The 17,340-nt window shown below is 68.0% G+C and carries 20 protein-coding genes; 4 read left to right on the top strand and 16 right to left on the bottom strand.

The annotated features are described in order from the left end of the window. Positions 1-98 precede the first annotated feature (98 nt). The 11 genes from G370_RS0110010 to ccmA form a co-directional block, all read right to left on the bottom strand. On the bottom strand, positions 99-443 hold the full coding sequence (locus G370_RS0110010; protein WP_019660483.1) for a DUF1294 domain-containing protein: 345 nt from the start codon (positions 441-443) through the stop codon (positions 99-101). Beyond that, on the bottom strand, positions 444-1,556 hold the full coding sequence (metX, locus tag G370_RS0110005; RefSeq protein ID WP_019660482.1) for a homoserine O-acetyltransferase MetX: 1,113 nt from the start codon (positions 1,554-1,556) through the stop codon (positions 444-446). It lies immediately after the preceding gene. Between the two features lie 180 nt (positions 1,557-1,736). Continuing rightward, a complete protein-coding gene (locus tag G370_RS0110000) occupies positions 1,737-2,726 on the bottom strand; it encodes a tetratricopeptide repeat protein (RefSeq protein ID WP_019660481.1) in 990 nt (329 codons plus the stop codon). Beyond that, positions 2,720-3,169: a cytochrome c-type biogenesis protein gene (locus G370_RS0109995; protein ID WP_019660480.1), complete on the bottom strand. Its 450-nt coding sequence runs from the start codon at positions 3,167-3,169 to the stop codon at positions 2,720-2,722. Before G370_RS0109995 ends, G370_RS0110000 begins: the two co-directional genes overlap by 7 nt. A 4-nt stretch (positions 3,170-3,173) precedes the next feature. Beyond that, positions 3,174-3,791, bottom strand: coding sequence for a DsbE family thiol:disulfide interchange protein (locus G370_RS0109990; protein WP_019660479.1), 618 nt, complete (start codon positions 3,789-3,791; stop codon positions 3,174-3,176). Positions 3,792-3,799: 8 nt separating this feature from the next. Then, positions 3,800-5,719 (bottom strand): heme lyase CcmF/NrfE family subunit, encoded by a 1,920-nt coding sequence (locus G370_RS0109985; protein WP_019660478.1) that lies wholly within the window; start codon positions 5,717-5,719, stop codon positions 3,800-3,802. After that, positions 5,720-6,181: a cytochrome c maturation protein CcmE gene (ccmE, locus tag G370_RS0109980; protein WP_019660477.1), complete on the bottom strand. Its 462-nt coding sequence runs from the start codon at positions 6,179-6,181 to the stop codon at positions 5,720-5,722. It abuts the gene before it with no gap. Then, positions 6,178-6,366, bottom strand: a complete 189-nt coding sequence (gene ccmD / locus G370_RS0109975) for a heme exporter protein CcmD (RefSeq protein ID WP_019660476.1) — start codon at positions 6,364-6,366, stop codon at positions 6,178-6,180. The genes ccmE and ccmD overlap by 4 nt, the downstream gene beginning before the upstream one ends. Next, the gene (gene ccmC / locus G370_RS0109970; RefSeq protein ID WP_019660475.1) at positions 6,363-7,133 is read right to left on the bottom strand and encodes a heme ABC transporter permease CcmC; all 771 of its coding nucleotides are present in this window, start codon (positions 7,131-7,133) and stop codon (positions 6,363-6,365) included. The genes ccmD and ccmC overlap by 4 nt, the downstream gene beginning before the upstream one ends. A 43-nt stretch (positions 7,134-7,176) precedes the next feature. Beyond that, the gene (gene ccmB, locus G370_RS0109965; protein ID WP_006456616.1) at positions 7,177-7,872 is read right to left on the bottom strand and encodes a heme exporter protein CcmB; all 696 of its coding nucleotides are present in this window, start codon (positions 7,870-7,872) and stop codon (positions 7,177-7,179) included. Beyond that, positions 7,869-8,591, bottom strand: coding sequence for a heme ABC exporter ATP-binding protein CcmA (gene ccmA / locus G370_RS0109960; RefSeq protein ID WP_425423327.1), 723 nt, complete (start codon positions 8,589-8,591; stop codon positions 7,869-7,871). Before ccmA ends, ccmB begins: the two co-directional genes overlap by 4 nt. A 103-nt stretch (positions 8,592-8,694) precedes the next feature. Between ccmA and G370_RS0109950 the strand changes: the two genes are divergently transcribed. The 3 genes from G370_RS0109950 (at position 8,695) to G370_RS0109940 (ending at position 11,202) form a co-directional block, all read left to right on the top strand. Next, positions 8,695-9,843, top strand: a complete 1,149-nt coding sequence (locus tag G370_RS0109950) for a pyridoxal phosphate-dependent aminotransferase (RefSeq protein ID WP_019660473.1) — start codon at positions 8,695-8,697, stop codon at positions 9,841-9,843. A gap of 14 nt (positions 9,844-9,857) precedes the next feature. Next, positions 9,858-10,664 carry an amidohydrolase gene (locus G370_RS0109945; protein ID WP_019660472.1) on the top strand — a complete coding sequence of 269 codons (807 nt, stop codon included), beginning with the start codon at positions 9,858-9,860 and terminating at the stop codon, positions 10,662-10,664. Between the two features lie 103 nt (positions 10,665-10,767). Next, positions 10,768-11,202: a hypothetical protein gene (locus G370_RS0109940; protein ID WP_019660471.1), complete on the top strand. Its 435-nt coding sequence runs from the start codon at positions 10,768-10,770 to the stop codon at positions 11,200-11,202. On the opposite strand, the gene G370_RS0109935 is transcribed toward G370_RS0109940, so the two are convergent. Both G370_RS0109935 and G370_RS0109930 read right to left on the bottom strand, forming a co-directional pair. Then, complete coding sequence (locus G370_RS0109935) at positions 11,189-11,482, bottom strand: hypothetical protein (RefSeq protein WP_019660470.1); 294 nt, start codon at positions 11,480-11,482, stop codon at positions 11,189-11,191. The genes G370_RS0109940 and G370_RS0109935 overlap by 14 nt on opposite strands. A 95-nt stretch (positions 11,483-11,577) precedes the next feature. Then, positions 11,578-12,705: an MFS transporter gene (locus tag G370_RS0109930; protein WP_019660469.1), complete on the bottom strand. Its 1,128-nt coding sequence runs from the start codon at positions 12,703-12,705 to the stop codon at positions 11,578-11,580. 90 nt (positions 12,706-12,795) lie between these two features. On the opposite strand from G370_RS0109930, the gene G370_RS0109925 reads away from it, so the two are divergent. Next, a complete protein-coding gene (locus G370_RS0109925; RefSeq protein WP_019660468.1) occupies positions 12,796-13,584 on the top strand; it encodes an AraC family transcriptional regulator in 789 nt (262 codons plus the stop codon). A 116-nt stretch (positions 13,585-13,700) separates the two neighbouring features. On the opposite strand, the gene G370_RS0109920 is transcribed toward G370_RS0109925, so the two are convergent. From G370_RS0109920 to G370_RS0109910, 3 genes are read right to left on the bottom strand one after another with little or no spacing between them, the layout of a single operon-like run. Beyond that, positions 13,701-15,335 (bottom strand): pseudouridine synthase, encoded by a 1,635-nt coding sequence (locus tag G370_RS0109920; protein WP_019660467.1) that lies wholly within the window; start codon positions 15,333-15,335, stop codon positions 13,701-13,703. Further along, positions 15,328-16,197 carry an SMC-Scp complex subunit ScpB gene (gene scpB / locus G370_RS0109915; RefSeq protein ID WP_019660466.1) on the bottom strand — a complete coding sequence of 290 codons (870 nt, stop codon included), beginning with the start codon at positions 16,195-16,197 and terminating at the stop codon, positions 15,328-15,330. The genes G370_RS0109920 and scpB overlap by 8 nt, the downstream gene beginning before the upstream one ends. A 13-nt stretch (positions 16,198-16,210) precedes the next feature. Beyond that, positions 16,211-17,116, bottom strand: coding sequence for a segregation and condensation protein A (locus tag G370_RS0109910; protein WP_019660465.1), 906 nt, complete (start codon positions 17,114-17,116; stop codon positions 16,211-16,213). Positions 17,117-17,340 lie beyond the last annotated feature (224 nt).

Below are 17,340 nucleotides of genomic sequence, written 5' to 3'. Positions count from 1 at the left end.
GATGCACATCCGCGCGTGGCGTGGATCTACTGTAGAGCCGAGCCCATGCTCGGCTGCCTCTGTACGGAGCCGAGCATGGGCTCGCCTCTACAGGTTGGCTATCGCGAAAACTCGCGCAGCATCACCGCGATCGAGGCCACGTTGGCCAGCACGCACAGCCAGAACACCCATTGGAACGCGGCCTTGCGGTGCTTGTGGCGGAACATCGCCTGGCCCAGCAGTGCGCCGGGCCAACCACCGGCAAAGGCCAGCAGCTGCAGGGTGCGCTCGGGAATACGCCACTGCTTTCGCTGCGCCGCGCGCTTGTCATGGCCATAGAGGCCGAACGACACCGCACTGGCCAGCAGGCACCAGCCGCCCAGCCACAGCGGCAGCACGCCGCTGATCATCAGCGCGATCAACGCGCCGAACGCGGCCAGTGCGAGGTTACGCCGCCACGCCACTTACAATGCGTCGAGGAAGCCGCGCACGGCCGGGCCGAAACGCTCGAAATCGACGAGGAAGGCGTCATGGCCCTGCGGTGACTCCAATCCGATGAAATGGGCGTCAGCGCCTCCGGCACGCAGGCCATCGGCGACCTGTTGCTGCTGCTGCACCGGGAACAGGATGTCGGTGTTGGCGCCGATGGCCAGCGCCTTCTCCACCCGGATCTTCGCGAGCCCGGCCAGCACATCGCCATCGGCGTACTCGGCCAGGTCGAACCAGTCCATCGAGCGGCTCAGGTACAGATAGCAGTTCGGATCGAAGAAACGCACGAAGCGCCGTGCGTGGCCTTCCAGATAGCTTTCCACCTGGAACTCCAGGCCGAACGGATCGTCGTCGGTCTGGTCCGAATCCAGCCGCACGCGGCCGAAGCGGCCATCCCACTCCAGCGCCGAGCGGTAGGTGATCACGCCCAGCTTGCGCGCCATGCGCATGCCGGACTCGGGATACGCGTCGTCGTCGTAGTGGCCGCCATTCCAGCGGGGGTCAAGGCGGATTGCCTCGCGCTGCAGCGAGCGGATCGCGATCGAGAACGGCAACGCCTGCGCGCTGCCGGAAATGTTGACGTGGCTGCGCGCGATGCCCGGATGCAGCATCAGGATGGCAAGGGCCGTCATGCCGCCCATCGAGTTGCCGACCACGCAGGCCAGCTGCCCGATGCCCAGCGCACGCACGACTTCGATCGCGGCGCGAGCGCCGTCCTCGATGGACAGTTCGGGGAAGTCCAGGCGGTAGGGCTCACCGTTGGCCGGGTTGAGCGAAGCCGGGCCGGTCGAGCCCTTGCAGCTGCCCAGCGAATTCACGCACACCACGAACCAGCGGTTGGTATCGATGGGTTTGTCGGGGCCAACCATCGCTTCCCACCAGCCCGGTGCCGGATTGGCCTCGTTGGCCGCCGCATGCGCATCCGGCGACAGGCCGGTCACGATCAGGATCGCATTGCTGGCGTCAGTCGCCAGCGTTCCCCAGGTCTCGTAGGCCACCCGTGCACCATGCAGGGCGCCACCGCGCTTGAACGGGAAGGGCGAGGGCAGGGCGTGGAAGCGGGTGCCGGGCGGGATGAATTCGGTCATGCACGCATTCTAGCGGGGCCGCATGTGGAGCTGGCGACACGCTGGTTTCCAGCAGCGGGTGGACGCGGACCGGACCGTCGTATCCACGCATGGCGTGGATCTGCTGTAGAGCCGAGCCGATGCTCGGCTGGCGGGCGCCGGCAACCCAATCGCAGCCGAGCGTGGGCTCGGCTCTACAAGTCAGGGAAACCGCAGCTCAACCACGCCGTCATGCGGCAGCGTCACCCGCACCACGTCGCTTTGCAGGTCGCCCTCGCTGCGATTGGCGCTGCCGGTGCGCGAGATGCGTGCCAGCACTTCCACTTCGCGATGGGCCGACAGCGGTGCGGTTGGCATCGGACTGTCACCGTCGCCCAGCCCGACCGTGTCCGGGAATCCGCTCAGCGGCAGCTTGCGAGCGGCCACCGGCATCGGCGGGCCGCCGACGGCACGGGCCAGCACGAACACCCGGGTGCTGGCGGGCCACTCGTCGTTGTTCAGTGCCGGCAGCTGCACGCGCACCTGCAGCAGCGCCGGTGGCGCCGCAACGCCAGCATCGGGCGCATGGCCGGCGGCCTCGCGGGCGATCGCGATCTGCGCCCGCAGGGCCTGCGCGGCACCCGGCTCCAGTCGCGGCAGCAGGCCGCTCCACACATCCGCGGCCTCGGCATTCCTTCCGCGTTGGCGCAGCGCGATGCCCAGCAACCAACTTGCGCGCTCTGCGTCGGGTGCCAGCGTGCGCGCCTGCTGCAACCAGGCCATTGCAGTGTCATCGAACTGCTTGCCGGCATCGGCCTGCGCGCGCGCCTGTGCGGCTTCCACCAGCACGCCCGGATCATCGGGTGCCAATGCCGCAGCACGCGCGAAGGCATCCGCTGCGGCGGCCAAGTTGCCGAGTTCGGCCTGCGAACGGCCCAGCAGCACCCAGCCATCGGCGCGCTGCGGGTCGCGCTTCAACGCGTCCTGCAGGGCCTGCACGCCATCGCGCAATGTCGCCACCGAGGGCGCAGGCTGCAGCTGTGCTGCACGCGGGTCACCAACCAGCAGGTACAGGCAGGCGCCGGCCACGCCGAGCGCAAGCACACCCACCGCGAAACTGCGGCGACCGTGGTGGTGCAATGGCCACAGCACCAGCGCTGCCATCAATGCGGCCACCAGGCCGGCCAACGTCGGCAGCCAGTGGCTCACCATCCGTCTCCTTCATCGGCCTTGCCGGGCGGCGTTGCACCGACCGCGCGTCCACGGCGGCGGACAATGGCCAGCACCACCAGTGCACCGGCGCAGAGCATCAGCAGAGGCCCACCCCACAGCAGCCAGGTGCCCGGCTGCAGCGGCGGTTGATAGAGCACGAAGTCGCCATAGCGGGCGACCAGGAACTGCTTGATCTGTGCGTCGTCGTGGCCCTGCTGCATCAACTGCAGCACCTCCCGGCGCAGGTCCTGGGCGATCTGCGCGTTGGAGTCGGCCAGCGACTGGTTCTGGCACTGCACGCAGCGCAGCTGCGCGGCCAGGTCATGGAAGCGGCGTTCCTCGGCACCATCGCGGAACTGCAGCGGCTGCGGATCGTGCAGCGGCTGCTGGGCCAGCGCGGCCAGCGGCAGCATCAGGAGCAGCAGCGCCAGCAGCCAGCGCATTGGCTCAGGGCGCCGTATGCAGGGTGTTGCCGGCACTGCCCTGAGCCTTCTCGATCTTCTCCAGTGCCGGGATCAGCTTCTCGTCGACCACGCGCTGGGTCATCGCGCCACTGTACTTCCAGCGCACGATGCCACTGCCATCGACCAGGAACGTCTCCGGTGCGGCGGTCACGCCCCAGTCGATCGCGGTGCGGCCCTCGACGTCACTGAGCACCACCATGAACGGGTTGCCCAGCTGTTCCAGCCAGTGCAGCGCGTCGGTCGGGTCGTCCTTCCAGTTGTAGCCGATCACGCGCACGCGCTTGCTTTCCGCGAAGCGGGTCAGCACCGGGTGTTCTTCGCGGCAGGCCGCGCACCAGCTGCCCCATACGTTCAGCAGGTAGGGCGCACCGCGCAGGTCGTCGCTGTGCACGATCATCTCCGGATCGTGCAGCACCGGGAGCGCGAACGCGGGTGCCGGCTTGTCGATCAGCGCAGACGGCAGCACGTCGCGCTGCGGGTCACCCGATTTCATCACCCCGTAGATCATCAGCCCGAGCAGGCCGAAGAAGAACAGCACGCCGATCACGATGGCTACCGGCGGCAGCGGGCGGGAGGGGCGCGGGGCAGGGGACTCGGACATGGAAACTCCTACGGACGACGGAAACGGCGGTCGGCGGCGGCGATGAATCCGCCCAGGGCCATCAACAGCGCGCCCAGCCAGATCCAGCGCACGAACGGCTTGATGTGCACCCGTACCGCCCATGCATTGTTGCCCAGCGGCTCGCCCAATGCCACGTAGACATCGCCGTCGAAGCGTGCATCGATGCCGGCCTCGGTCATCACCTGGCCGCCGCTGGCGTACTGGCGCTTCTCCGGGTGCAGCAGGGCCCGTTCGCGGCCGTCGCGGAACACCCGCAGGTGACCGCGGTCGGCGATGAAATTGGGGCCTTCGCGATGGTCCACGCCCTCGAAGCGCACTTCGTAGCGACCGACCACCAGCTGCTGGCCCGGTGCCAGCGCCACTTCACGCTGCACGTTCAGCGCTTCGACCAGCAGCGCGCCAGCCAGGAACACGGCGATGCCGGCGTGGGCGACGATCATGCCGAGCATCTCGGCGGTGAAGCGGCCATTGCCGCGCAGGCGCTGCCAGACGAAGCGTGCGGTGCCGAGTGCGACCCAGGCCGCAGCGGCGACGCCGATGCCGGCCTTCCAGCCGTTCTGCGGCGCCTGCCACCAAGCCAGCGCGCCCAGCAGCACGGCCAGCCCCAGCCATGGCGCCAGCAGCGCGAATGCACGCGAAGTTTGGTCGCGCTGCCACTTCACCAGCGGGCCGAACGGCAGCAGCAGGATCATCGGCGCCATCAGCAGCAGGAACAGGCTGCCGAAGTAGGGCGGGCCGACCGAGATCTTGCCCAGCGACAGCGCATCGGCCAGCAGCGGGTACAGCGTGCCCAGCAGGACCATCGCGCAGGCGGTGGCCAGCAGCAGGTTGTTGGCCAGCAGCAGGGTCTCGCGCGAGGCGGCGGTGAAGCCACGGCGCGGATCGTCGGCGTCCACGCTCAGCTGGCTGGCGCGCAGCGCGTACAGCAGCAGGCTGCCGCCGACCAGCACCGACAGGAACACCAGGATGAACAGGCCACGCGACGGATCGGCGGCGAACGAATGCACGCTGGTCAGCACACCGGAGCGCACCAGGAAGGTGCCCAGCAGCGAAAGCGCGAAGGCCGCGATCGCCAGCAGCAGGGTCCAGCTGCCGAACGTGCCGCGCTTTTCAGTGACGGCCTGCGAATGGATCAGTGCCGCACCGACCAGCCATGGCATGAAGCTGGCGTTCTCCACCGGGTCCCAGAACCACCAGCCACCCCAGCCCAGCTCGTAGTAGGCCCACCAGCTGCCCAGCGCGATGCCAAGAGTCAGGAAGCCCCAGGCGACGTTGGTCCAGGGCCGCGTCCAGCGCAGCCAGCGGGCGTCGACGCGGCCTTCCAGAAGCGCGGCCACCGCGAACGCGAACGGCACCGCGAAACCCACGTAACCGATGTACAGCATCGGCGGATGGATGATCAGCCCCGGGTCCTGCAGCAGCGGGTTGAGGTCGCGGCCTTCCAGCGGTGCCGGGTTCAGGCGCAGGAACGGATTGGAGGTGAAGATCAGGAAGGCGAGAAAGCCGACGCTGACAATGCCCATCACCGCCAGTACGCGCGCCTGCACCGGTGCTGGCAGGTGCCGCGAGAACAGCGCCACCGCGCCGGTCCACAATGCCAGCACCAGCGCCCACATCAGCAGCGAGCCCTCATGCGCACCCCACACCGCCGAATAGCGGTAGATCATCGGCAGCAGCGAATTGGAGTTCTCGGCCACGTAGCGCACCGAGAAATCCTGCTGCACGAACGCGGCGGTCAGCACCGCGAACGCGCCGGCCAACAGCAGCAGCTGCGCGAAGGCGGCAGGCCGCGCCACTGCCATCCATGCCGCGTTGTTGCGATGCGCACCGACCAGCGGCAGGCCGGCCTGCAGCAGCGAGGCCAGCAACGCACACAACAGCAGGATCTGACCCAGTTCGGGCAGCACTCAGCGCACCTCGGGGGCCGTCACCGGCACGTCGTGCCTGCGATGGGCATCGCCCATCTTGTCGGCCACTTCCTTCGGCACGTACTTCTCATCGTGCTTGGCCAGCACTTCGTCGGCGACGAAGACACCGTCCTGCAGGCGGCCACTGGCGACCACCGCGGTGCCTTCGGCGAACATGTCCGGCAGGATCCGCGAGGTGGTCACCGCCAGCTGTGCATCGCCGTCGGTCACTTCGAAGCGCGCCTCCAGCGAGCCGACCGGGCGGTTGAAGGAGCCCTTCACCACCATGCCGCCCAAGCGGAAGCGCGACTGCGCATCGACATCGCCGCGCAGCACTTCCGAAGGGGTGTACAGGTAGGCGATGTTGCGCTCCAGTGCCATCGCCACCAGCGCGGTGGCCAGGCCGGAGGCGAGCAGTGCCAGCAGTACCCAGGCCAGGCGGCGGCGTTGTACCGGCGTCATCGTTCCAGCTCCGTCGACAGCGGCGTCGCTGCGTCCTGCCTGCCCGCCCGGGTCTGCTGGCGTTGCTGGCGGGCCAGTGCCAGCCGGCGTGCCACGCGCAGTCGCAGCCACGAACCGATGGCATCGGCGCCGAGCACCAGTACGAACACGGCGTAGGCGCCGATCACATAGGGAAGGTGGGTCATGGCTGGGCCTCCGGGACAGGGCGTTCGGCACCGACACGTCCACCGACCCAGGCCTTGCCGGCCTCGCGGTCGAGATTGTCAGAGCGCGCCTTGGCCAGCACCGAACCGGCAAACCAGAACTTGGTGCCGATCACCATCCACCACAGCGGCGCGATCATCGCGCTGCTGATCGCCGATTCACCGAACACGTTGATGGACTGGCGCTGGTGCAGGCCGCCCCACCAGTCCACCGAATAGCGGATCACTGGCAGCAGGCTGACACCGACGATGGCCAGCAGGCCGGCCGCGCGTGCGGCGCTGCGGCGGTCCTCGATGGCGTGGTACAGGCCGATCACGCCCAGGTACAGGAACAGCAGCACCAGCTCGCTGGTCATGCGCGGGTCCCAGTCCCACCAGGTGCCCCAGGTGCCCTTGCCCCAGATGCTGCCGGTCAGCAGGGTGATCAGGGTGAAACCGGCGCCCATCGGCGCGCAGGCCATGGCCAGGATCTCGCAGACCTTGATCCGCCAGATCAGCGCGATGGCCGCGTACAGCGCCATCAGTGCGAACACGAACAGGCTCATCCAGGCACTGGGGACGTGGATGTAGAGGATGCGGAAACTGTCCAGCTGCTTGGCTTCCGGCGGAACCACCAGCAGCGCCTGCCACATGCCGACCAGCAGCACCGGCACTGCGGCGAGGTAGAACACCCGCGACCAGCGGGCGGCGAAACGGTCGAACGTGGGAGGCGAACCGAGTTGGTGGAACCAGCGGACAATCGGATTCATGCGTGGCGGCTATCCAGCAGGGGTGGATTGGCTCTCAGCTCGGTCAACTCAGAGAAATACGTATTGCAGCAGCAGTGGCCAGCGGAGCCAGCACCAGCGCGACCAGCAGGCCAGCGCCCAGCATCAGCAGCGCACCGACCGGATCCTGCCCGCGCCCGGCTGCCGCCAGGCTGCCTGCGCCGAACACCAGCACGGGCACGTACAGCGGCAACGACAGCAACGCCACGAGAATACCAGAGCGCCGGATGCCGACGGTCAGTGCAGCGACCACGCCACCGATCAGGCTCAGCAACGGCGTTCCCAGCAGCAACGATGCCAGCAACATCGGCAGCTGGTCATGCGGCAGATGCAGCATTTCGGCCAGCAGCGGGCTGACCACGATCAACGGCAGGGCGGTGGTGGCCCAGTGCAGCAGCACGCGTACCAGCACCAGCCAGGCCAGCGGCACCGGCGCCAGCAGCCATTGTTCCAACGAGCCGTCTTCGGCATCGGAACGGAACAGCGAATCCAGCGACAGCTGTCCCGCCAGCAGCACGGCCAGCCACAGCACCGCGCCGGCGGTGGCGGCCAACAGCTGTGGCTCGCGGCCCTGCGCCAGCGCGAACAGCACCACCACCAGCACCGCGAACAGCAGCGGCTGCAGTGCATCGCCACGGCGGCGCCAGAGCAGGCGCAGGTCGCGCTTGAGCAGGGCGCCTGCGGTCTGCCACAGGCCCGGTTCGGTACCCGGCGCGATCATGCGGCACCGCCGAGGTCGAGCTGGCGGGTACGCACCGGCGGTGCGGCATAGGCGCCGTGGGTGGTGACCAGCGCAGCGCCACCGGCGCGCAGGTGCGCCGAAATCATCCGGTTGACCAGGGTGATGCCCTCCAGGTCGAGGTTGGCATAGGGCTCGTCCAGCAGCCACAGCGGCGCCGGCGACAGCCAGATGCGCGCCAGTGCCAGCCGCCGCTTCTGCCCGGCCGACAGGTGGCGTACCAGAGTGTCCTCGTAACCGGCCAGGCCGACGATGGCCAGCGCGTTGCCGGGCATCTGCCGCACGCGGCGGCCGTGCAGGCCACACAGGAAGTGCAGGTTCTCCAGCGTACCGAGGTCCGGCTTCAGCGCCGGCAGGTGGCTGAGATAGGCGACATAGCGCGCACGCTCGGCGTTGCTGGCGGGCTTGCCGTCGATCCGCACCTGGCCGGCGCCGGGCCGGGCCAGGCCGGCCAGCACGCGCAGCAGGGTGGTCTTGCCGGCGCCATTGCCACCCTGCACCAGCAGTGCCTCGCCGGCGTCCACATGGAAGTCCAGCGGGCCGAACACCGGCTCGTCATTGCGGGAGAAGCTCAGGCCGCTGGCGGCCAGCAATGCAGGGGTGTTCAAGGGGCAGGGGTCTTCATGCCGGAGTGCGATGGCAATTGTAGCGGTGAATGCTGTCCCGGTAGCGCCGGGCCATGCCCGGCGGCCGCAAGGCATATGCAAAGAGCCGCCGGGCATGACCCGGCGCTACCGGCTGAACCCACAGTCGCAGCGTGGATTTCGTACACTTCTGGGCCTCGTTCCCCCAGACTCCAGGCCGATGCAACCCACCACCAAGCTGCCCAAGGTCGGTACCACGATCTTCACCGTGATGTCCCAGCTCGCTGCCGAACATGGCGCGGTCAACCTGGGCCAGGGGTTCCCGGACTTTTCCGCGCCGCAGCGCCTGATCGATGAGACCGCCAGGGCGATGGCGGCCGGCCTCAACCAGTATCCGCCGATGACCGGCGTGGCGCCGCTGCGCCAGGCCATCGCACAGAAGTCGCTGGACCTGTACGGCGCCACCATTGATCCGGACACCGAAATCACCGTCACCAGTGGCGCCACCGAGGCCATCTTCAATGCCATCCACGCGGTGGTGCGCGCCGGCGAGGAAGTCATCGTGCTCGACCCGGCCTATGACTGCTACGAGCCGGCGATCGAGCTTGCCGGTGCCAAGGCCGTGCACGTGCCGCTGGACCCGCAGACCTTCGCTGTGGACTGGGACCGCGTGCGCGCGGCAATCACCCCGCGCACCCGCATGCTGATGGTCAACACCCCGCACAATCCGTCCGGTGCGATGCTGGACGAGGCTGACATGCAGGCGCTGGCCGCGCTGCTGCGCGGCACGCAGATCTACCTGGTCTCCGATGAGGTGTACGAGCACATCATCTACGACGGTCGCCGCCATGAGTCGGCGCTGCGCTATCCCGAACTGCGCGAGCGCACCTTCGTCATTTCCAGCTTCGGCAAGACCTACCACTGCACTGGCTGGAAGATCGGCTACGCCGTGGCGCCGCCATTGCTGACCGCTGAATTCCGCAAGGTGCACCAGTACAACACGTTCACCAGCTTCGGCCCGGCCCAGTACGGCTTCGCCGCGATGATCCGCGACGAACCCCAACACCACCTGGAACTGGGCGCGTTCTACCAGGCCAAGCGCGACCGTTTCCGCGAGCAGCTGACCGGTACCCGCCTGAAGGCGCTGCCGGTCCCGGGCGGCTACTTCCAGCTGGTCGACTACTCGGCCATCAGCGACCTGCCGGACCATGAGTTCGTGAAGTGGCTGACCATCGAGAAGGGCGTGACCGCCATCCCGCTGTCGCCGTTCTACGAGACGCCGCCGGCCGGCCAGCGCCTGGTGCGCCTGTGCTTTGCGAAGAATGAAGCAACGATGGACGCGGCGATCGAACGCCTGCGCCTGCTCTGAGCGGAGGCGTGAACATGCAGGACCTGCGCATTTCCCTCGTCCAGGGTGACACCCGCTGGCACGATCCGGTCGGCAACCGCGCCTACTACGGCGCGCTGCTCGCACCGCTGGCCGGCACCACCGACCTGGTGATCCTGCCGGAGACCTTCACCAGTGGCTTCTCCAATGACGCCATTGCCCAGGCCGAAGGCATGGACGGCCCGACCGTGGCCTGGGCGCGCGAACAGGCCCGGGCCCTGGGTGCGGCGGTGATCGGCAGCGTGCAGCTGCGCGACGGCGAGGGCGTGTACAACCGCCTGCTGTTCGCCACCCCCGATGGCAACCTGCAGTACTACGACAAGCGCCACCTGTTCCGTTACGGCGGCGAGCACGAGCGCTATGCCGCTGGCCGTGAGCGCCTGAGCGTGGAATGGAAGGGCTGGCGGATCAATCCGCAGGTCTGCTACGACCTGCGCTTCCCGGTGTTCTGCCGCAACCGCTACAACGTCGAACGCCCGCAGCAGCTGGATTTCGACCTGCAGATCTTCGTGGCCAACTGGCCGTCGGCGCGCGCCTATGCGTGGAAAACCCTGCTGCGTGCGCGCGCGATCGAGAACCTGTGCTTCGTGGCGGCGGTAAACCGTGTCGGCGTGGACGGCAACCAGCTGCACTACGCCGGCGACAGCGCGGTGATCGACTTCCTCGGCCAGCCGCAGGTGGAGATCCGCGAACGCGAACAGGTGGTGACCACCACCATTTCGGCCGAAGCACTGGCCGCACATCGTGCGCGCTTCCCGGCGATGCTCGATGCCGATGCCTTTCGCCTGGACGAACAGGCCTGAGCCACGGCCTGAACACCGCCGCACCAGCGCGCGCGCCTGCATCCAATCTGCACGCGCGCGCTGCTAGATTCGCCGGCAGTCCGACCGAACTGGAAGTGCCGCCATGAACAAGCCTCTCGCCCTGCTGCTGGCCCTGTCTGCTGCAACGCTGGCCCCAGCTGCACACGCCGCCGGCAATCTCGATTGCCAGCTGCGCTACAACCTGTCCGGTTGGTCGCTGATCTACAAGACCGCTTCCGGCACCGGCACGGTCACCTGCAGCAATGGCGCCAGCATGCCGGTGCGTATCGAAGTGAAGGGCGGGGGCCTGACCGTGGGCAAGTCGAAGATCACCAATGGGCGTGGCAGCTTCACCGGTGCGGTCAGCGTTAACGAACTGCTGGGTACCTACGCGTCGGTGGGTGCGCATGCGGGTGCGGTGAAATCCAGCAACGCGCAGGTGATGACCAAGGGCGACATCTCGCTGGCCCTGTCCGGTACCGGCAAGGGCTGGGACCTGGGCGTGGACGGCGCCGCCTTCACCATCAGCCGGCGCTGAGGCGCGTCGGCTGGGCAGTTCCCCAGCTGATGCGGATGTAGTGCTGTTCGGAATCGCTCAACAGCCGTTCGACATCGAAACCATTTTTCAGCAATTGTGCGACCGCGTCTTCGACGAGCTGCTCGCTGGCCATTACCTGGCTGAAGCCGAACACGATGTAGCGACGGCCATTTTCCGAGCCGGCCTGGATGGCGTTGTCGAGGTCGCGGTAGAACAGTTCGATCGGGCGCTTGGCGGCGTCAGCGTTGGCGCGGGCCTGTTCGGCGGTGATGGTGATCATGGGCATCGGTCTTGTGTGGGACAGCGCGCACGATAGCCAGCGAATCAAAGCCGTTCCCGGAAGCCGCGCACAGTGCGCTGTTTTTGCAGCAATTCCTAGGTCGCAGCGGGACGCCGCCGCTGCAGCCAGAAGGCCAGCAGGCCACACACGATGAGCGTCGGGGCCAGCAGCTGCACTGCACCGACCAACGCCATTGCCGCACCCATCAACAGGTAGTAGAGCAGGCCGAACAGTGCGCCTGCGCTGCCAAGACAATGTGGGTAGCCGCGCAGGGCCTGGCCCAGCACATTGGGAATGGCAAGGCCGAAGCCCGTCACCACCGGCACCATCGCCGCGACCACGGCAGGGTGATCATGCGGCAGCGCAACCAGCAGGCCTCCCGTCAGAACCAGGCCTGCGGCGGTGCGGATGCGCGTGGCCGCGGCAACGCCGGCACGCAACAGGCGGCCATTGCCCCATGCACCCAGTGCCGAGCCCAGTGCCAGCAACGCGCCGCTGGCGCCGAACCAGGCGGCGGGCCAGTGCAGGCGCGCAAATACGAAAGGACCGAGCGCGTACCAGCTGTACATCGCTACGTTGAAAGCCATCACCAGCAATGCGTGTGACCAGATCCAGCGATCGCACAGCAGTTGCCGCAGCAGCGGCAGCATGGGCGTGTGCGGGATATGTGCAGGGCGGCTTTCGCGCAGGCCAGCCAGGCATGCGACTGCCAGCAGGGCAGCAACCAGCAGCAGGCCGGACTGTACGCCGGCATAGCCATGGGCGGCGACCAGCAGCGTGCCCAGTGCAAGGCCGATGGCCGGGCTCAGGGCCAGGGCCATGCCGATCCAGGAGAATGCCTGCGCCAACGCTGGACCCTGCAGATGGTCGCGCAGCAGGGTCTGGGTCACCACCGAAGCGGCGGCGGCGCCGACTGCGGCCAACGCCTGGGCCAGCAGCACCTGGCCGAAGCTACCAGCGAGCAGGCCGCCCAGTGCAGCCACGGCAAAGACGCCCAAGCCACATAGAAGGGCTGGGCGACGACCGATACGATCGGCCAGGCGCCCCCACAGCAGCACGCCTGCAGCGAAGCCGAACAGATACAGGCTCATGGCCTGGCTGGCGGTACCCGGCGGCAGGGCGAAGCGTTTGGCCAGATCGGCCAGGGCCGGGCTGTACAGGGTCTGTGCCAACTGCGGAAACATCAGCAGTGCAATGGTGAGCAACAACAGGCGGCGCGACATGCGGGCGCTCCAGAAACGGGGCTGCGCATTGTGGTCGCGACTGCAATGACGCACCCTGTCTATCCTGTCATCGAATGTATGAAATCAGACATGGCCTGGTTGCAGCCGCACACGCACTTCGACGCCGATGCCTGGAGCGCTCCGGTGCTGGGGATCGCAGCCTCACTGGCGGATCACGACTCGGGTTGGCACCAGCATGCACGCGCGCAGCTGCTCTACACCCGGCAGGGCTGCACGCGCCTCACCTACGGTGATCGCATCAGCCTGCTGCCGCCCGCGCGCGCCGCGTGGATTCCCGGTGGGCTACGCCATCGCGCGCAGATGCGCCAGGCGGTCGACTACCGTTCGTTGTACTTCGACGCCACGCTGTCAGCCCAGCTGCCCCGGCAACCAGCGATCATCGGCGTGGGGCCGCTGCTGCAGGCCTTGCTGGAGCCGATTGCGCAGGCGCCGTTCGACCATGACTGGCAGTCGCCGCGCGCGCACCACCAACTGGCGTTGTGCGTGCTGGAAATCGCTGCTGCACCGGTGGCGCCGATGGACCTGCCTTTGCCGCGTGATCCGCGCATTGCACGTTGCCTGCCGTTGGCCGAACAGCTGCCGCCCGAACTGCACGAACTGGCCACGCGTACCGGCCTGAGCGCGCGTACGGTTGGCCGGTTGATGCAACACGATACAGGCATGGGCTATCAGGCCTGGCGCCAGCAATGGCGCCTGATGCGGGCCATGGAGCTGCTGTCGCTCGGTCATCGCGTCGCGCATGTGGCCCAAGACACCGGCTTCTCCGCCGAGAGCCCGTTCATCGCCTTCTTCCGCGGCATGACCGGCACCACGCCCGCCGCGTTCCAGCGCCACGCAAAAGGGGACGGAGGGGATTAAGTCGCTTTCGCCCCTTTGATACAGGCCGTGGCAAAAACGACTTAATCCCCTCCGTCCCCTTTTCAAAGAAAAACCCCGGCCGGAGCCGGGGTTTTTCATTTCAGTCGGGCCGGTGATCAGCCGCCGCGCGGGCCGCTGCGGCGCGGGCCGCCCGGACCGCGGTTGCCACCGGGGCCGCCCGGACCACGGTTCCCACCCGGGCCGCCAGGGCCGCGATTGCCGCCCGGGCCACGGTTGCCGCCGCCCGGACCACGACCGCCCGGACGCGCACCGTGCGCCGGCTTCGGGCTGCCGTAGGGGTTGAAGCCCGGCGTGGCGTGGTCGGACGGGAAGCTCGGGGCATTGCCCGGATGGCCGTACGGGTGCCTGTTGCCCTGGCCCTGCGAGCGGTTGCCGGCACCGGCCGGACGACCCTGGCCGCCTGCGCCGCCACGGCCTTCACCGCCGAAACCGCCACGGCCCTGCCCGCCACCGGCGCCTGCACCCGGACCCTTCGGCTTGCCATACGGACGGCCCTGGCCGCCTGCACCCGGACCACGGGCACCGGGGCCGCGCGCGCCCGGACCGGCGTTGCGATGGCCGCTCGGGCCGGTGCTCACGCCATCCGGCACGTACCAGGTGCGGAATGCCGCCGGATTGCCTTCCGGCAGCGAGCGATCATTCTTCGGGGCGCGCTGCTTGAACGGCTTCTGCGACTGCTTGGCTGCCGCTTCACCGCTGACCGTCAGGCCGCCCTTGAAGCCGCCACCCTTGCCGCCGCGACCACGGCCGCGGTCTTCGCGGACGTTGTCGAAACGGCGCAGCTCGCGACCTTCGTCAGCGGTGTTGTGGCCATTGACGTAGGCATTGCCGCGGCCACCTTCGCGCACGCGCACGGTGGTCTTGGCGGCGCGACGCTGGCCGATCACCGGCTGCAGGGTCAGCGCCGACGGCGCGCCTTCTTCCAGCTTCAGCTGCGCACGCAGGGCTTCAACCTGGGCGGTGCCCAGTTCCACCGACTGGCCACGGGCCAGTTCGCGCGGCAGGCTCACCTTGCCGTAGCGGGTGCGCTTCAGGCGGCTGACCTGGCAGCCCTGCGATTCCCACAGGCGGCGCACTTCGCGGTTGCGGCCTTCCTTCACCACGACGCGGAACCAGTCGTGCGAATCGGTGCCGCCGATGCGTTCGATCTCATCGAACTTGGCCGGACCGTCCTCCAGCGCGACGCCACGGCTGAGGCGATCGACGATGGCGTCGGAGACCTTTTCCTCGCCTTCCGGTGCACGCACGCGCACCACGTACTCGCGCTCGACCTCGAACGACGGGTGCATCATGGCGTTGGCCAGTTCACCGTCGGTGGTGGCCAGCAGCAGGCCGGTGGTGTTGATGTCCAGGCGGCCGATCGCGATCCAGCGCGCGCCCTTCAGCGGCGGCAGCGATTCGAACACGGTCGGGCGGCCTTCGGGATCTTCGCGGGTGGTCACTTCGCCTTCAGGCTTGTTGTAGACCAGCACGCGCGACGGTTCGGACAGGGCGGTGGCGACGAAGCCGCGACCGTCCAGTTCGATCCTGTCGCCGCTCTTGACCGACATGCCGGTCTGCGCGACTTCACCGTTGACCTTGACCAGGCCCTCGGCGATGCGCTGTTCCAGCGCACGGCGCGAGCCGAGGCCGGCCTGGGCCAGCACTTTGTGCAGGCGCTCTTCCAGCTTGAACTGTTCGGAGGTGGCTTCGCGCTTCAGCGAGAGCTTGTTACGGGGGGTGTCACTCATCAGTTTTGCTCCGGCCGACGGTTTCGAGGTCGGCCTCTGGTTCGGAATCGGCTTGGTCAACAGCCACGGTCGTCATCGCGACGGCGTTGTCTTCGCGTTCGTTCAGGGGCACCGCGCGCTCGCCCGGCGCGGAATCGGGGTGCCCATCATCGAGGGGCGAAGGTGCTTGCTCATCGGTGGCCGACGCAGGCGCTGCATCGGCGGAATCGGGGGTGTCACTGCCGGCCAGGCCGGCGTCGTCGTTGGCGGCAGCGCCGTCGGCCGAGACGTCCGGACCGTCGGCGCCGGCAACGGCCGGAGCATCGCGGTCCAGCGCCAGCTGCGGTTCCAGCTCGCCCAAGTCCTTCAGTTCCGACAGCGGCGGCAGTTCGTCCAGCCGCTTCAGCCCGAAGTAGTCCAGGAAGCCCTTGGTGGTGCCGAACAGTGCCGGCTTGCCGGGCACGTCGCGGTGGCCGACCACGCGGATCCATTCGCGTTCTTCCAGTGCCTGGATGATGTTGCTGCTGACCGCCACGCCGCGCACCTGTTCGATCTCGCCGCGGGTGATCGGCTGCCGGTAGGCGATCAGCGCCAGGGTTTCCAGGGTGGCACGGGTGTAGCGGGTCTTGCGTTCGGTCCACAGCCGGCTGATCCAGCCATGCACTTCGCTGGTGACCTGGTAGCGGAAGCCCGAAGCGACCTCGACCAGTTCCACGCCGCGTCCTTCGCAGGCCTCGCGCAGCCGTTCCAGCGCACGTTCGATGCTGCCCGGCGGTGCGGGCTCATCTTCCGGGAACAGGTCCTTCAGCTGGGCCAGGGTGAGCGGCTGGCTGGAGGCCAGCAGGGCACCCTCGACAATGCGGTCGATCAGCGATTGGTCCATCGGCACTCAGCGCTCACTCATTGGCATTGGCGGCGTCGTTGTCGTCAAACTCGCTGCTGAACTGCAGCGGGGCGTTGGTGTTGCCGGCCGCCAGCGACTTGACGTAGATCGGCGCCAGCGGTTCTTCCTGGACGATGTCCAGCAGCTGTTCCTTGGCCAGCTCCAGCACCGCCAGGAACGTGACCAGCACGCCCAGCTTGCCTTCTTCGGCCGTGAACAGCCCTTCGAAGCGATAGAACCTGCCGTCTTCCAGGCGGCCGAGTACCTCGCCCATGCGTTGCCGCACGCTCAGTGCCTCGCGCTTGATGGCGTGGCCGCTGAACAGCTCGGCGCGCTTGAGCACGTCGTGCAAAGCCAGCAGCATTTCCTTCAGGTCCACCGGCGGCGGCAGCTTCACCGTGGCGCGTTCGGGCATGAAGGCATGCGCCACCGTGGTGTCGCGGTCCTGACGGGGCAGGGCGTCGATGTCCTCGGCGGCCTGCTTGAAACGTTCGTACTCCTGCAGCCGGCGCACCAGCTCGGCGCGCGGGTCGGCCTCATCGCCTTCCTCGCTGACCGGGCGCGGCAACAGCATCCGCGACTTCACCTCGGCCAGGATCGCGGCCATCACCAGGTACTCGGCCGCCAGCTCGAAGCGCAGCTCGCGCATCACAGTGATGTATTCCACGTACTGCCGGGTGATCTCGGCGACGGGGATGTCCAGTACATCCAGGTTCTGGCGGCGGATCAGGTACAGCAGCAGGTCCAGCGGGCCTTCGAAGGCGTCCAGGATGACTTCCAGCGCGTCCGGCGGGATGTACAGGTCCTGCGGGATCTGCAGGACCGGTTGCCCATGCACCACGGCCAGCGGCATTTCCTGCTGCTGGGGGGCGGGCGGCCGGGTTGGCGGGTTCGCGTCAAGCGCGAGTTCGGAAGTCATCTAATGGACATCAGGATTGCAACGGACCAGTCGCGGCACCGGGTTCGCCGGGCCAACGCCACGGCGCCCCAGGGCACCAGACACGCCGGGATCGGCGCGATTCCACACATATCAAACAGCAGGACGCGCCGCAGGAGACGGCAGCGACAGAACTACGGGGAGGTCGTCTACGTGGCCCGGCCGGATGGTCCGGTTTGAAGCAGCGGGACGGTCGTCGGGGGCTG

The sequence above is a fragment of the Stenotrophomonas hibiscicola ATCC 19867 genome (genome assembly GCF_000382065.1).
GTDB classification, from domain to species: domain Bacteria; phylum Pseudomonadota; class Gammaproteobacteria; order Xanthomonadales; family Xanthomonadaceae; genus Stenotrophomonas; species Stenotrophomonas hibiscicola.
The sequence above is the reverse complement of the archived record's forward strand: the minus strand, read 5'-3'. Positions and strand labels throughout refer to the sequence as shown.

What these genes read in the sequence shown, in the direction of transcription:
- metX (WP_019660482.1), bottom strand. Translation starts at nt 1,556, where the DNA reads ATGACCGAATTCATCCCGCCCGGCACCCGCTTCCACGCCCTGCCCTCG.
- G370_RS0110000 (WP_019660481.1), bottom strand. Translation starts at nt 2,726, where the DNA reads ATGGTGAGCCACTGGCTGCCGACGTTGGCCGGCCTGGTGGCCGCATTG.
- G370_RS0109995 (WP_019660480.1), bottom strand. Translation starts at nt 3,169, where the DNA reads ATGCGCTGGCTGCTGGCGCTGCTGCTCCTGATGCTGCCGCTGGCCGCG.
- G370_RS0109990 (WP_019660479.1), bottom strand. Translation starts at nt 3,791, where the DNA reads ATGTCCGAGTCCCCTGCCCCGCGCCCCTCCCGCCCGCTGCCGCCGGTA.
- ccmE (WP_019660477.1), bottom strand. Translation starts at nt 6,181, where the DNA reads ATGACGCCGGTACAACGCCGCCGCCTGGCCTGGGTACTGCTGGCACTG.
- ccmD (WP_019660476.1), bottom strand. Translation starts at nt 6,366, where the DNA reads ATGACCCACCTTCCCTATGTGATCGGCGCCTACGCCGTGTTCGTACTG.
- ccmC (WP_019660475.1), bottom strand. Translation starts at nt 7,133, where the DNA reads ATGAATCCGATTGTCCGCTGGTTCCACCAACTCGGTTCGCCTCCCACG.
- ccmB (WP_006456616.1), bottom strand. Translation starts at nt 7,872, where the DNA reads ATGATCGCGCCGGGTACCGAACCGGGCCTGTGGCAGACCGCAGGCGCC.
- ccmA (WP_425423327.1), bottom strand. Translation starts at nt 8,591, where the DNA reads ATGCCTTGCGGCCGCCGGGCATGGCCCGGCGCTACCGGGACAGCATTC.
- G370_RS0109950 (WP_019660473.1), top strand. Translation starts at nt 8,695, where the DNA reads ATGCAACCCACCACCAAGCTGCCCAAGGTCGGTACCACGATCTTCACC.
- G370_RS0109945 (WP_019660472.1), top strand. Translation starts at nt 9,858, where the DNA reads ATGCAGGACCTGCGCATTTCCCTCGTCCAGGGTGACACCCGCTGGCAC.
- G370_RS0109940 (WP_019660471.1), top strand. Translation starts at nt 10,768, where the DNA reads ATGAACAAGCCTCTCGCCCTGCTGCTGGCCCTGTCTGCTGCAACGCTG.
- G370_RS0109935 (WP_019660470.1), bottom strand. Translation starts at nt 11,482, where the DNA reads ATGATCACCATCACCGCCGAACAGGCCCGCGCCAACGCTGACGCCGCC.
- G370_RS0109930 (WP_019660469.1), bottom strand. Translation starts at nt 12,705, where the DNA reads ATGTCGCGCCGCCTGTTGTTGCTCACCATTGCACTGCTGATGTTTCCG.
- G370_RS0109925 (WP_019660468.1), top strand. Translation starts at nt 12,796, where the DNA reads ATGGCCTGGTTGCAGCCGCACACGCACTTCGACGCCGATGCCTGGAGC.
- G370_RS0109920 (WP_019660467.1), bottom strand. Translation starts at nt 15,335, where the DNA reads ATGAGTGACACCCCCCGTAACAAGCTCTCGCTGAAGCGCGAAGCCACC.
- scpB (WP_019660466.1), bottom strand. Translation starts at nt 16,197, where the DNA reads ATGGACCAATCGCTGATCGACCGCATTGTCGAGGGTGCCCTGCTGGCC.
- G370_RS0109910 (WP_019660465.1), bottom strand. Translation starts at nt 17,116, where the DNA reads ATGACTTCCGAACTCGCGCTTGACGCGAACCCGCCAACCCGGCCGCCC.